Raw genomic sequence first — 13,792 nt, forward strand, 5'->3', positions numbered from 1 at the left:
AGCATACAACGAAAAAGCACGATCGTTCAATTTGAATTGCGTTCCCGATTCGGGGACGGAGCGGGGCGACCGGCGTCGGGCGACCGGCGTCGGGCGACCGGCATCGGGCGACCGGCCCCGCGTGCCGGCGGCTGCCCGGGCGCGACGGCTTACGGCGCGCCCACCGCCGTCGGCAACACGTAATCGCGGAACGTCTCGCGCAACTTCAGCTTCTGCAGCTTGCCGGTCGCGGTGTGCGGCAGCGAGTCGACGAACACCACGTCGTCGGGGATCCACCATTTCGCGACCTTGCCCTCGTAGAACGCGAGCAGCGCGTCGCGGCTCAGGTTCGCGCCTTCGCGCGGGACCACGACGAGCAGCGGCCGCTCGGTCCATTTCGGGTGCGCGCACGCGATGCAGGCGGCCTCGGCCACGCCCGGATGCGCGATCGCGACGTTCTCGATGTCGATCGAGCTGATCCACTCGCCGCCCGACTTGATTACGTCCTTGCTGCGGTCGGTGATCTGCAGGAAGCCGTCGGGGTCGATCGTCGCGACGTCGCCGGTCGGGAACCAGCCGTCCGCCAGCGGCGATTCATTGCTGCGAAAGTAGTGGTCGATCACCCACGGCCCGCGCACCTGCAGTTCGCCGAACGCGACGCCGTCCCACGGCAGCTCGCGGCCGTCCTCGCCGACGATGCGCATGTCGACGCCGCAGATCACGCGCCCCTGCTTCTCGAGCAGCCGGCGCTGCGCGTCGAGCGGCCGCCGCGACTGCGCCCAGTTGAGCTTCGCGAGCGTGCCGAGCGGCGACAGTTCGGTCATCCCCCACGCATGGATCACGCGCACGCCGTATTCGTCCTCGAACGTGCGCAGCATCGCGGGCGGGCACGCGGAGCCGCCGATCACCGTGCGGTTCAGCGTCGAGAAACGCACGCCGGCTTCGCGCATGTAGTTCAGCAGGCCGAGCCACACGGTCGGCACGCCCGCGGAGAACGTCACGCGCTCGGCCTCCATCAGCTCGTACAGCGATTTCCCGTCGAGATCCTTGCCGGGCAGCACCAGCTTGCCGCCTGTGAGCGGCACCGCGTACGGCAGCCCCCATGCGTTGACGTGGAACATCGGCACGACGGGCAGCACGGCGTCCATCGCGGACAGGTTCATCGCGTCGGGGAGCGCGGCGCCGTACGCATGCAGCACGGTCGAGCGATGCGAATACAGCACGCCCTTCGGGTTGCCGGTCGTCCCCGACGTGTAGCAGAGCCCCGACGCCTGCTGCTCGTCGAGGCGCGGCCAGTCGTAGCGGCCGTCCTCGGCGTCGACGAGCGTTTCGTAGCAGAGGAACGGCGTGGCGCCAGACGGCAGGTGCGCGGCGTCCGTCATCGCGATCCAGCCCTGCACGTGCGGACATTGCGGCGCGATCGCATCGACGAGCGGCGCGAAATTGATGTCGAAGAAGACGTAGCGGTCTTCCGCGTGATTGACGATGTACGCGATCTGTTCGGGGAACAGGCGCGGATTGATCGTGTGGCACACGGCGCCCATCCCGCCGATCCCGTAATACGCCTCCAGGTGCCGGTAGCCGTTCCACGCCAGCGTGCCGACGCGGTCGCCGGTGTCGACGCCGAGCCGCGCGAGCGCCTGCGCCAGTTGCTTCGCGCGGCGTTCGCAATCGCGGTACGTATAGCGATGCAGGTCGCCCTCCACGCGCTTCGACACGATCTCCGTGTCGCCGGCGTGCCGCGCGGCATGCGAAATCAGCGACGACACGAGCAACGGCACATCCATCATCTGGCCCAGCAACGGCTTACCCATCGTCTTGTTCTCCGTGAAGGATGCGAATCGGTGACCGGCTCCCGCGGCGCGCCCGTCGGCGGCCCGGACGGGCGCGGCGCACGGTGCGCGGGCCGCCATGCGGGCGGCGCGGCGCCGCCTTACAATATCGGCTTACCCAGAGGCGCTCAACATGTCGTTTTCCCGAAGCGCAGCCGATGCGGCTGACACCCTGCCCGACCTCGCCGCGACGCTCGGCGCGCCCGCCGAACGTGCGTTCGTGACGCTCGGCGACGCGTTTCATACGCGGCTGCCGGCCGCGCCGCTCGCCGCGCCGTACGTCGTCGGCTTTTCCGACGAAGTCGCGCGACTGCTCGACCTGCCGCCGTCGATCGCCGCGCGGCCCGGCTTCGCCGAGCTGTTCGCCGGCAACCCGACGCGCGACTGGCCCGCGCACGCGATGCCGTACGCATCGGTCTATTCCGGCCATCAGTTCGGCGTGTGGGCCGGCCAGCTCGGCGACGGCCGCGCGCTGACGATCGGCGAACTGCCCGGCGCCGACGGCCGGCGCTACGAATTGCAGCTCAAGGGCGGCGGCCGCACGCCGTATTCGCGGATGGGCGACGGCCGCGCGGTGCTGCGCTCGTCGATCCGCGAATTCCTGTGCTCGGAAGCGATGCATCACCTCGGCATCCCGACCACGCGCGCGCTGACGGTGATCGGCTCCGACCAGCCGGTGGTGCGCGAGGAGATCGAGACGGCGGCCGTCGTCACGCGCGTGTCGGAAAGCTTCGTGCGCTTCGGCCACTTCGAGCACTTCTTCTCGAACGATCGCCCCGACCTGCTGCGCCAGCTTGCCGATCATGTAATCGACCGCTTCTATCCGGCCTGCCGCGACGCGGACGATCCGTACCTCGCGCTGCTCGAAGCCGCGACGCTGCGCACGGCCGAGCTCGTCGCGCAATGGCAGGCCGTCGGCTTCTGCCACGGCGTGATGAACACCGACAACATGTCGATCCTCGGCGTGACGATCGACTACGGTCCGTTCGGCTTCGTCGACGCATTCGACGCGAACCACATCTGCAACCACTCGGACACCGGCGGCCGCTATGCGTACCGGATGCAGCCGCGCATCGCGCACTGGAACTGCTATTGCCTCGCGCAGGCGCTGCTGCCGCTGATCGGGCTGCAGCACGGCATCGCCGACGACGATGCGCGCGCCGAGCGCGCGGTGGACGATGCACAGGCCGTACTCGCGACATTCCCCGAACGCTTCGGTCCCGCGCTCGAACGCGCGATGCGCGCGAAGCTCGGCCTCGAGCTCGAGCGCGAGAACGACGCCGAACTCGCGAACAAGCTGCTCGAGACGATGCACGCGAGCCACGCGGATTTCACGCTGACGTTCCGCCGGCTCGCGCAGCTGTCGAAGCACGACGCGAGCCGCGACGCGCCCGTGCGCGACCTCTTCATCGACCGCGAAGCATTCGACGCATGGGCGAACCTCTACCGCGCGCGGCTGTCCGAGGAGACGCGCGACGACGCGGCGCGCGCGGTTGCAATGAACCGCGCGAACCCCAAATACGTGCTTCGCAACCATCTGGCCGAAGTCGCGATCCGGCGCGCGAAGGAAAAGGATTTTTCGGAAGTCGAGCGGCTCGCGCGAATCCTGCGCCGCCCGTTCGACGAACAACCGGAGCACGAAGCATACGCGGCGTTGCCGCCCGACTGGGCCGGCTCGCTCGAAGTGAGCTGCTCGTCGTAAGCCCGCAACCCGCGCATCTCGACCGACCGATCAGGAGAACCCCATGTCCCACGATTCCGACGACAAAACCTACCCGTACCAGAAGGACGACGCCGAGCTGCGCCGCCGGCTCACGCCGATGCAGTACGAGGTCACGCAGCACGCGGCGACCGAGCGCGCGTTCACCGGCGAATACACCGACACCGAGGATGCCGGCATCTACAAGTGCGTCGTCTGCAGCACGCCGCTGTTCGAATCCGGCGCCAAGTTCCACTCGGGCTGCGGCTGGCCCAGCTACTTCAAGCCGCTCAACGGCGAGGTGATCGACGAGAAGGTCGACTACTCGCACGGGATGGTGCGCGTCGAGGTGCGCTGCAACCACTGCGGCGCGCATCTGGGCCACGTCTTCGAGGACGGCCCGCGCGACAAGACCGGTTTGCGGTACTGCATCAATTCGGCTGCGTTAAACTTCGAGTCCCGACCCGAAAACGAATGAGCGGCGCCGGGCGGATCTGCCGGGCGGCCAGCCTCGGGCCGGACCGCCCCGATCCGCGACGGCGATGCCTGGCGGGTCCCTACAACGGTGACGGGCCGCACGAGCGGCCCGTCACGCAGCTGCGAGCGCCATGAAATTCCTGTTCGATCTGTTTCCGATCATCCTGTTTTTTGTCGCCTTCAAGGTCTGGGGCATCTTTACCGCCACCGCCGTCGCGATCGTCGCGACGCTGGCCCAGGTCGCGTGGGTCGCCTTCCGGCACCGGAAGGTCGACACGATGCTGTGGGTCAGCCTGGGCGTGATCGTCGTGTTCGGTGGCGCCACCCTCGTCCTGCATGACGAGAAATTCATTCAATGGAAACCGACCGTGCTGTACTGGCTGTTTGCGATCGGGTTGCTCGCCGCGCGTTATGCGTTCAGCAAGAACCTGATCGAGAAGATGATGGGCAAGCAGCTCACGCTGCCGTCCCCCGTGTGGGACAAGCTGAACGTCGCGTGGGCGCTGTTCTTCGCGGTGCTCGGCGTCGCGAACCTGTACGTGGTGCACAACTTCACCGAATCGCAATGGGTGAACTTCAAGCTGTTCGGTACGACGGGCGCGATGGTCGTATTCATCATCCTGCAGAGCCTGTGGCTCACGAAGTACCTGAAGGACGAATGACATGAGCGACGCCTTTCTCCACGCCTCCGCCGACGAACGCATCGCGCTGATCGAAGCGCGCCTCACCGCGTCGCTCGCGCCGCTGTCGCTCACCGTGCGCGACGACAGCGCGCAGCACGCAGGCCACGCGGGCGCGGCCGCCGGCGGCCATTTCACGGTCACGATCGTATCGTCCGCGTTCGCGGGCAAGCCGCGCGTCGCGCGGCATCGGCTGGTGTATGATGCGCTCGCTGATGCGATGCAGCGCGGCATTCACGCGCTCGCGATCGTGGCTTACACGCCCGAAGAATTCAACGAATCTTCAATCTAGTCTCAACAGGAATTTCCGATGATCCTGAAATCCCCCCGCCTGTGGGTCGCGGCGGCTGCGTTTGCAGCGGCGCCGGCATTCGCCCAGAACATCGCCGTCGTCAACGGCACGCCGATTCCGAAATCGCGCGCCGACGCGATGGTCGCGCAGCTCGTCCAGCAAGGCCAGACCGACGGCCCGCAACTGCAGCAGGCCGTGCGCCAGGAACTCGTGAACCGCGAAATCCTGATGCAGGAAGCGATCCGCGAAGGCATCCCGAATCGTCCGGACGTGAAGGCGCAAGTCGCCGTCGCGCAGCAGACCGTCGTGCTGCGCTCGATGATCGAGAGCTTCCTGAAGAAGAACCAGCCGACCGACGCCGAAGTGAAGGCGCGCTACGACGAACTCGTCAAGGGCGTGGGCGGCAACCGCGAGTATCACCTGCACCACATCCTCGTCGAGAGCGAACAGCAGGCGAAGGACCTGATCGCGAAGATCAAGGGCGGCGCGAAATTCGAGGATCTCGCGAAGCAATACTCGAAGGATCCGGGTTCGGGCAAGAACGGTGGCGATCTCGACTGGTCCGATCCGAAGGCGTACGTACCGGAATTCGCGGCGGCCGCGCAGAAGCTGCAGAAAGGCCAGATGACCGACGCGCCGGTGAAGACGCAGTTCGGCTGGCACATCATCCGCGTCGACGACATCCGCGACATCGCCCCGCCGCCGTTCGACCAGGTGAAGGCGCAGATCGCGCAGCAGCTCGTGCAGCAGAAGCTGCAGGCGTTCGAGGAAGGTCTGCGCCAGCAGGCGAAGATTCAGTAACGCCGGCGCGCGTCATCCGCGCATCGCAAAGCCGCTCTTCGGAGCGGCTTTTTCTTTTGGCGCGCGCGAACATGTGTCTCGCGATGCGGCGACGCGCGGCCGACGTGCAATAAAAAACCGCTCCGAAGAGCGGCTTTGCCATTCCAGGTGTGACCGCACACCGCGTTCGCTACGCGGCGGGATAGAACACGTCGTGGTAACGCACGTTACCTGACGGCACCGGTGCCGATTCGTCGAACGACAGCGCGAGGAAATACTCGGACGGCACGCCCGGAAACACGATGCCGCCGTGCGGTTCGAACCCGAAACGCGCGTAATACGCGGGCTCGCCGAGCACGACACAGCCACGCGCGCCGAGCCGCCGCAACGCGTCGAGCCCCGTGCGCACGAGCCCCGCGCCGATGCTTTGCCGCTGGCATTCGGGCCGCACCGCGAGCGGCGCGAGCCCGTACCACTGCTGGCTGGCGGCCGGCTCGCCGCCGATCGCAACCGGCGAGAACGCGACGTGCCCGACGATACGCCCGTCGCGCTCCGCGACGAGCGACACGCTCAGCGCACCGTCGGCGCGCAGCGTGTCGACGATGCGCTGCTCGAACTGCCCGCCCTGCGGCTCGCCCGCGAACGCCGCGCGGATCACGCGGCCGATCGCGTCGGCCTCGCTCGCACGCGCGTCACGCAGCGTGACGACCTCGACCGGCGCGTTCGGGTCGAACATCATCCCCGGATCAGCCGATCCAGCGGCGTGCGTTGCGGAACACACGCATCCACGGGCTCGCCTCACCCCAGCCTTCCGGGTGCCAGCTCATCGTGACCGTGCGATGCACGCGCTCCATGTGCGGCATCAGCACCGAGAAGCGGCCGTCGGCCGTCGTGACCGACGTGATGCCGGCGGGCGAGCCGTTCGGGTTGAACGGATAGCGCTCGGTCGCTTCGCCGCGGTGGTCGACGTAACGCATCGCGACCGCGACGCGCTCGATGTCGCCCTGCTGCGAGAAGTCCGCATAGCCTTCGCCGTGCGCGACCGCGACCGGAATCCGCGAGCCTTCCATCCCCGCGAAGAAGATCGACGGCGACTTCTCCACTTCGACGAACGAGAAGCGTGCCTCGAACTGCTCGGACTTGTTGCGCGTGAACTTCGGCCACGCCTCCGCGCCCGGGATCATCGACGCGATGCTCGACAGCATCTGGCAGCCGTTGCAGATGCCGAGTGCGAACGTATCGGGACGCGCGAAGAACACCGAGAACATGTCGGCGAGGTTCGCGTTGAAACGGATCGTCTTCGCCCAGCCTTCGCCGGCGCCCAGCACGTCGCCGTACGAGAAGCCGCCGCACGCGACCGCGCCCGCGAAATCGGCCAGCGTCGCGCGGCCCGCGAGCAGGTCGCTCATGTGCACGTCGTGCGCATCGAAGCCTGCGCGGTCGAACGCGTACGCCGTTTCCAGATGCGAGTTCACGCCCTGCTCGCGCAGGATCGCGACGCGCGGCCGAGCGCCCGTCGCGATGAACGGCGCGGCGATGTCGTCGGCCGGATCGAACGTCAGCACCGGCGAGATGCCCGGATCGGCCGCGTCGAGCAGCGCGTCGTATTCGGCATCCGCGCAGGCCGGGTTGTCGCGCAGGCGTGCGATGCGCCAGCTTACTTCGCTCCATGCGCGATGGAGTTCGGTACGCGGCGCGTCGAAGATCTTCTTCGCATCGCGGTACACCTCGATCACGTCGCGATCGTTGACCGAGCCGATCACGTGCGAGCACGTCGACAGGCCGAACTCGCGCAGCGCGCCGAGCACCGCGTCGCGGTCGGACGCGCGCACCTGCACGACGGCGCCGAGCTCTTCGGAGAACAGCGCGCGCAGCGTGCGGTCGTCGCGACGGCCGCTCGTCTGCTTCGCCCAGTCCTTCGCGTCGCCGTAGTCGGATTCGTGGTTCGGGTCGAGCGTCAGCATGTCGACGTTCAGCGACACGCCCGCGTGGCCCGCGAACGCCATTTCGCACACGGTCGCCCACAGGCCGCCGTCCGAGCGATCGTGGTACGCGAGCAGCAAATCTCGCGCATTGAGCGACTGGATCGCGCTGAAGAAGCGCTTCAGGTCTTCCGCGTCGTCGACGTCCGGCGTCGTGTCGCCAACCTGCTGCGTGACCTGCGCGAAGATGCTGCCGCCCATCCGGTTCTTGCCGCGGCCGAGGTCGATCGCGATCAGCACGCTGTCGCCCGCATCCGCCACGCGGCGCAGTTGCGGCGTGAGATGGCGGCGCACGTCCTCGACCGGCGCGAACGCGGAGATGATCAGCGACACCGGCGACACCACTTCCTTCGCGACGCCCTGCTCGTCCCACTTCGTCTTCATCGACAGCGAGTCCTTGCCGACCGGGATGCCGATCCCGAGTGCCGGGCACAGCTCCATGCCGATCGCCTTGACCGTGTCGAACAGCGCGGCGTCTTCGCCGGCCGTGCCGCACGCGGCCATCCAGTTCGCCGACAGCTTCAGCTTGTCGAGCGACGCGATCGGCGCGCTCGCGATGTTCGTGATCGCTTCGCCGACGGCCATGCGGCCCGATGCCGGCGCATCGATGACCGCGAGCGGCGTACGCTCGGCCATCGTCATCGCCTCGCCCTTGAAGCCGGCGTAGTCGAGCGCGGTGATCGCGCAGTCGGCCACCGGCACCTGCCACGGGCCGACCATCTGGTCGCGCACCGACGTCCCGCCGACCGAACGGTCGCCGATCGTGATCAGGAACGACTTGCTGCCGACCGTCGGGTGCTTCAGCACGTCGAGTGCGACTTCCGACAGCGCGATGCCCGTCACGTCGACCGGCGCGCGCTCGGTCTTCACGCGCACGACGTCGCGGTGCATGCGCGGCGGCTTGCCGAGCAGCACTTCCATCGGCATGTCGACCGGGTATTCGCCGGCGCCCGTCGCTTCGTCGTCGACGAGCTTCAGCTGGCGCTCGTCGGTCGCGACACCGACCACCGCGAACGGGCAACGCTCGCGCGCGCAGATCGCCTCGAAGCGCGGCAGGTCGGCCGGCGCGATCGCCAGCACGTAGCGCTCCTGCGCCTCGTTCGACCAGATTTCGCGCGGCGACAGGCCCGATTCCTCGAGCGCGACCTTGCGCAGCTCGAAGCGCGCGCCCTTGCCCGCGCCGTCGACGATTTCGGGGAACGCGTTCGACAGGCCGCCCGCGCCGACGTCGTGGATGCTCAGGATCGGGTTTTCCGCGCCGAGCTGCCAGCAGCCGTTGATCACTTCCTGCGCGCGACGCTCGATTTCCGGGTTGCCGCGCTGCACCGAGTCGAAGTCGAGCTCGGCCGTGTTCGCGCCGGTCGCCATCGAGCTCGCGGCGCCGCCGCCCATGCCGATCCGCATGCCGGGGCCGCCGATCTGGATCAGCAGCGAGCCCGCCGGCACGTCGTGCTTGTGCGTGTGCTGATCCGCGATGTTGCCGAGGCCGCCCGCGATCATGATCGGCTTGTGATAGCCGTGCACCGTGCCGCCGACGTTCTGTTCGTACACGCGGAAGTAGCCGCCGAGGTTCGGGCGGCCGAATTCGTTGTTGAACGCGGCGCCGCCGAGCGGGCCGTCGATCATGATCTGCAGCGGCGACGCGATGCGGTCCGGACGGCCGTACGGGCCGTGCGCTTCGTTCGGGTTGCGCTCGGCCATCGGCTGCGCGGCGTCGCGATCGTTTTCCCACGACCGGCGGGCGTCAGGCAGGTCGAGGTTCGACACGGTGAAGCCCGTGAGGCCGGCCTTCGGACGCGCGCCGCGGCCCGTCGCGCCTTCGTCGCGGATCTCGCCGCCCGCGCCGGTCGCCGCCCCCGGGAACGGCGAGATCGCCGTCGGGTGGTTGTGCGTCTCGACCTTCATCAGCGTGTGCGTGAGCTCGGTGTGGCGGCCATAACGTTCACCCGGCTCGCCCGCGGCACCCGACTTGCGCGGGAACCAGCGCTCGGCTTCGGCGCCGACCATGATCGACGAATTGTCCGAATACGCGACGATCGTGCCCTGCGGGCTCAGCTTCTCGGTGTTGCGGATCATCGCGAACAGCGACATGTCCTGCGCTTGCCCGTCGATCGTCCACTGCGCGTTGAAGATCTTGTGGCGGCAGTGTTCGCTGTTCGCCTGCGCAAACATCATCAGCTCGACGTCGGTCGGATTGCGTTCGAGCTTGCGGAACGCGTCGACCAGGTAATCGATCTCGTCGTCGGCGAGCGCGAGGCCCAGCTCGACGTTCGCCTGCTCGAGCGCGGCGCGGCCGACACCCAGCACGTCGACGGTCGACAGCGGCTTGGCCGGCAGCTCGTCGAACAGATGCTTCGCGTCGTCGCGGGCCGCGACCACGCTTTCGGTCATCCGGTCGTGCAGCGCGGCCGCGACGGCCGCACGGGCGTCGTCCGACAGCGCCTTCTTGCCGCCGAGCAGGCCCGACTTCAGCGTGACCGTGAATTCGACGCCGCGCTCGATGCGCCGCACGTGCGTGAGGCCGCAGTGCTGCGCGATGTCGGTCGCCTTGCTCGCCCACGGCGAGACCGTGCCGAAGCGCGGCAGCACGACGAAGGTCTCGGTCGCGCCCTTCTCGCCCGCCGGCTGGAACGGCTCGCCGTAGTGCATCAGCGCGTCGATGCGCGCGCTGTCGTCCGCCGACAGCGGCTCGGCCGCATTGACGAAGTGCAGGAACTGGCCGCGCACCGCGACGATGTTGGCGTCGATTTGCCTGAGCGTGTCGAGCAGACGGGTTTGACGGAAATCGGAGAGGGCCGAAGCGCCGGGAAAACACGAGAAGTGAGCCATGGGCTGGACTGACGTCGAAGAGTCGCGCGAGGTGGCGACGTGGGGCGAAAGGAAGGCCGTAATTATACCCGGAAGTCGGGCGTCCCAGACCGGCCGATCGGTGCGCCTCATGCACCGCACCGGTGCCCGCGCGCGGGGCGCGCACGGCCGCCGGCCGGGCCGGCCCGAGCAGCCCGTGCGCCGCGCCGTCGTGGCGCGCCCGCACGACCCATGCTCGGCCGGCGCCGGCTCGCGCACTTTTGGCGCTATCATTCCGGGTTCACCGGGCCCGGGCCCTCAGCGAATTCTCACCGGGCGGCGTGCGCGCCGCCCGTCATCGAAGCAATCCATGGATGTGATCGTCATCGGCGGCGGGATCAGCGGCGTCGCCACCGCCTACCAGCTGCGCGCGGCCGGCCATCGCGTGTGCGTGGTCGAACGCCACGCGACCGTCGCGCAAGGCGCGACCTACGGCGACGGCGGCGCGCTGCTGCCGAGCCCCCTCGACGTCTGGTTCGGCCCGACTTTCATGCGTCAGCGCCAGCCGCGCGACAGCGGCATCGTCTACAAACCGGGCTTGAACGGCGGCGTGCGCCGCTTCGTCAAGCAGCTCGGCGCGCTGCGCGAGCCCGACGCGTTCGCCGCGCAGTACGCGCGGCTGCGCCCGCTGATCGACGTGTCGCGCGACACGCTCGCCGATATCGAGGCGCGCCTGGAACTCGAATTCGAGCAGAAGCCGGGCATCCTGCACGTCGTGCGCGATCCGCGCGACTGGGACGCGCTGCAACCCGCGCTCGACCTGCTGCGCACGCTCGACCAGCCGTACCGCACGCTCACCGCCGACGAATGCACCGCGCTGGAACCGTCGGTGCCGGCCGAACCCGGCTTTGCGGGCGGCGTGCTGCTCGAAACCGAGCGCACCGGCAACTGCCCGCTGTTCGCGAAACTGGTCAAGCAGACGCTCGACGAGCACGGCGTGCAGTTCCGCTTCGGCGCGGACGTCGCCGCGATCCGCGTCGACAACGGCCGCGCCGCGGTCGAACTCGTGCCGCCGGGCAATGGAAACCCGGCGAAGGCGCGCGAGGTCGACGTGATGTCCGCCGACGCGATCGTGGTCGCAGCCGGCGCCGGCAGCCTTGCGCTGCTCGAACGGCTCGGCTGGCGCCTGCCGCTGCATCCGGTGCGCACCCATACGCTCACCGCGCCGGTTGCATACGAAGAGCATGCGCCACACCTGAGCGTCGTCGATTCGATCAAGCGGATCTCGATCACGCGCACCCACCAGCGGCTGCGCATCGGCGGCGGCGCCGTGCTGCAGAGTCTCGCCGATACCGCGAAGCCGCTCGCCGAGCCGCTGTCCGAGGCCGCGCTCGCGCTGCTTGGCCAGGCCGTCCACGATTGGGTACCCGGCGCGGCGCGGATTTCGGCCGCGCTGTCGTGGCAAGGCATGCAACTGCTGTCGCCGGACGGCCTGCCCGTCGTGGGTCCGACCCCGCATCCACGCGTGTTCGTCAATTTCGGCCATGGCCCGGCCGGCTGGGGGCTCGCGTGCGGGTCTGCTAAAGTGGTGGCCGACTATCTGGGCGGCAACGTCCAGCACTGGCCCGCCGACACGCTGGCCGCGCTGAGCGCCGGCCGCTTCACGACCTGACCGCCGCGGGGCGTCCCGTGGCGGCATCCTTGCCAGCCGCCACGATCCCGCGATGACCGCTACCCACCCGCTTCCCGATTCCGATCCGATCGCGCTGCTGCGCGTCGCCGACCTGCGCGCGGCCGAAGCCGACGCCACCGCCGCGCTGCCGCCGCACACGCTGATGGGTCGCGCCGGCGCCGCCGCCGCACATTGGCTGTCCGAGCGCATGGCGGGCGACGAACGCCCCGTCTGGTTCGCGGTCGGCCCCGGCAACAACGGCGGCGACGCACTGGTGGCGGCCGCGCAGCTCCAGCAGCTCGGCGTTGCGACGCATGCGTGGATGCCGGTGCCGGTCAAGCCGGACGACGCGCAATGGGCGCTCGGTCTCGCGCGCTCGGCCGGCGTGCCGTTGTCGGCCGCCCCGCCAGCGTCGCTCGACGGCTATGCGTGGGTCGTCGACGGGCTGTTCGGCATCGGTCTCGGCCGCGCGCTCGACGGCACGTTCGCCGAGCAGGCCGCGCGCATCGCCGCCCATGCGCGCGGCGGCGGCCGCGTGCTCGCGCTCGACGTGCCGAGCGGGCTCGACAGCGACACAGGTCGGATCGTCGGCGCGGGCGTCGCCGTCGCGGCCACCCACACGCTCACCTTCATCGGCGCGAAGCCCGGCCTCTACACGGGCGACGGCCGCGACCTCGCCGGTGAAATCCACGTCGCGTCGCTCGACGTCGCGCCGCCCGCCGCGCCGGCCATCGTGCTGAACGCAGCCGCGCGGTTCGCCGCGGCGCTGCCCGTGCGCGCGTTCGCATCCCACAAGGGCACATTCGGCAGCCTCGCGGTGCTCGGCGGCGACACGGGCATGTGCGGCGCGCCGATCCTCGCCGCCCGCGCCGCGCTGTTCGCCGGCGCCGGCAAGGTGCACGTCGGCTTCCTTGGCGCGGGTGCGCCGCCGTACGATCCGCCCTTTCCCGAATTGATGCTGCATCCGGCCGACACCCTCGACCTCGGCGCGATGACCGCGATCGCGGCCGGTTGCGGGCTCGGCACGCGCGAGGCCGCGGCGACGCTCGTGCGCGACGTGCTCGCGCACGACACCGCGACGCTACTCGATGCCGACGCGCTGAATCTCGTCGCGACGCACGCGGACCTCGCGGCCGCGGTCGCCACGCGCGGCGCACGTGGCAATCCATGCGTGCTGACGCCGCATCCGCTCGAAGCCGCACGCCTGCTCGGCAGCGACACCGCCGCCGTGCAGCGCGATCGCGTCGCGGCCGCACAGGCGCTCGCCGCCCGTTACGCGGCCATCGCCGTGCTGAAAGGCTCGGGCACGGTGATTGCGGCGCCCGACGGCCGCGTGACGATCAATCCGACCGGCAACGCGGCGCTCGCCACCGGCGGCACCGGCGACGTGCTCGGCGGCCTGATCGGCGCGCTGCTCGCGCAGCGGGTCGCGCCGTACGAGGCCGCGCTGGCCGGCGTCTACCTGCACGGCCTCGCGGCCGACACGCTGACCGCGAACGGCACAGGCCCGGCCGGGCTGACCGCGGGCGAGCTCGCGCCGATGGTGCGCACGCTGATCAATCGCCTTTTTTATCCGTCGCCGCGCGCCGACACGTAACGCCGCTATACTGAC

General features: G+C 69.4%; 10 protein-coding genes. 7 read left to right on the forward strand and 3 right to left on the reverse strand.

Annotated features, from left to right (window positions below; all coding sequences use genetic code 11):
• Positions 1 to 149: 149 nt before the first annotated feature.
• Positions 150 to 1,793 carry a 3-(methylthio)propionyl-CoA ligase gene (locus WS64_RS08370; RefSeq protein ID WP_060966227.1) on the reverse strand — a complete coding sequence of 548 codons (1,644 nt, stop codon included), beginning with the start codon at positions 1,791 to 1,793 and terminating at the stop codon, positions 150 to 152.
• A 151-nt stretch (positions 1,794 to 1,944) separates the two neighbouring features.
• Here WS64_RS08370 and WS64_RS08375 point away from each other — a divergent pair, with 151 nt between their 5' ends.
• The 5 genes from WS64_RS08375 to WS64_RS08395 all read left to right on the forward strand — a co-directional run bounded on the left by WS64_RS08375 (position 1,945) and on the right by WS64_RS08395 (position 5,760).
• Positions 1,945 to 3,513, forward strand: a complete 1,569-nt coding sequence (locus tag WS64_RS08375) for a protein adenylyltransferase SelO (RefSeq protein WP_059585192.1) — start codon at positions 1,945 to 1,947, stop codon at positions 3,511 to 3,513.
• A gap of 43 nt (positions 3,514 to 3,556) precedes the next feature.
• A complete protein-coding gene (gene msrB, locus WS64_RS08380; protein ID WP_059585191.1) occupies positions 3,557 to 3,988 on the forward strand; it encodes a peptide-methionine (R)-S-oxide reductase MsrB in 432 nt (143 codons plus the stop codon).
• Between the two features lie 130 nt (positions 3,989 to 4,118).
• Entirely contained in the window at positions 4,119 to 4,649 is a 531-nt protein-coding gene (locus WS64_RS08385; protein ID WP_059585190.1) for a septation protein A, read from the forward strand.
• 1 nt (position 4,650) lies between these two features.
• Positions 4,651 to 4,959, forward strand: a complete 309-nt coding sequence (locus tag WS64_RS08390) for a BolA family protein (RefSeq protein WP_050013273.1) — start codon at positions 4,651 to 4,653, stop codon at positions 4,957 to 4,959.
• Between the two features lie 18 nt (positions 4,960 to 4,977).
• Positions 4,978 to 5,760, forward strand: coding sequence for a peptidylprolyl isomerase (locus tag WS64_RS08395; protein WP_050013274.1), 783 nt, complete (start codon positions 4,978 to 4,980; stop codon positions 5,758 to 5,760).
• 169 nt (positions 5,761 to 5,929) lie between these two features.
• On the opposite strand, the gene WS64_RS08400 is transcribed toward WS64_RS08395, so the two are convergent.
• Positions 5,930 to 6,478 (reverse strand): GNAT family N-acetyltransferase, encoded by a 549-nt coding sequence (locus tag WS64_RS08400; protein WP_060966228.1) that lies wholly within the window; start codon positions 6,476 to 6,478, stop codon positions 5,930 to 5,932.
• Between the two features lie 7 nt (positions 6,479 to 6,485).
• Entirely contained in the window at positions 6,486 to 10,550 is a 4,065-nt protein-coding gene (gene purL, locus WS64_RS08405; protein ID WP_060966229.1) for a phosphoribosylformylglycinamidine synthase, read from the reverse strand.
• A gap of 328 nt (positions 10,551 to 10,878) precedes the next feature.
• On the opposite strand from purL, the gene WS64_RS08410 reads away from it, so the two are divergent.
• Positions 10,879 to 12,180: an FAD-dependent oxidoreductase gene (locus WS64_RS08410; RefSeq protein WP_060966230.1), complete on the forward strand. Its 1,302-nt coding sequence runs from the start codon at positions 10,879 to 10,881 to the stop codon at positions 12,178 to 12,180.
• Between the two features lie 52 nt (positions 12,181 to 12,232).
• Positions 12,233 to 13,777 (forward strand): NAD(P)H-hydrate dehydratase, encoded by a 1,545-nt coding sequence (locus WS64_RS08415; protein WP_060966231.1) that lies wholly within the window; start codon positions 12,233 to 12,235, stop codon positions 13,775 to 13,777.
• Positions 13,778 to 13,792 lie beyond the last annotated feature (15 nt).

The organism is Burkholderia anthina (genome assembly GCF_001547525.1).
GTDB lineage: Bacteria > Pseudomonadota > Gammaproteobacteria > Burkholderiales > Burkholderiaceae > Burkholderia > Burkholderia semiarida.